Consider the following 408-nt stretch of genomic DNA (forward strand, 5'->3'; position numbering starts at 1 on the left):
GGCGCGCACGCCGGATGGCCGCTGGTGGGTCACCGCCGACCGTACCCAGGCCCCGTCCGGCGCCGGCTACGCCCTGGAAAACCGCACCATCGTGTCCCGCGCCTTCCCGGACCTGTACCGCGACTTGCAGGTGCAGCACCTCACCGGGTTCTTCCGCACCTTGCAGGAAACCCTGGCCCGCCAGGCGCCGAGCGACGACCAGCCACCGCTGATCGTGCTGCTGACCCCGGGCCGTTTCAACGAAAGCTATTTCGAGCATCTGTACCTCGCCCGCCAGCTTGGCTACCCGCTGGTGGAAGGCGGCGACCTGACCGTGCGCGACGCCACGGTGTACCTCAAGACCCTCAGCGGCCTGCGCCGGGTGCACGCGATCATGCGCCGCCTGGACGACGATTTCTGCGACCCGCT

Annotated in this window: 1 protein-coding gene; it reads left to right on the forward strand. The window is 69.4% G+C overall.

The features are described from left to right. Positions 1-408 (forward strand): circularly permuted type 2 ATP-grasp protein (locus tag HX846_RS38970; protein ID WP_178967669.1); only part of this gene is annotated, 408 nt, incomplete at both ends.

The sequence above is a fragment of the Pseudomonas sp. K5002 genome, from assembly GCF_013386655.1.
Lineage (GTDB): Bacteria > Pseudomonadota > Gammaproteobacteria > Pseudomonadales > Pseudomonadaceae > Aquipseudomonas.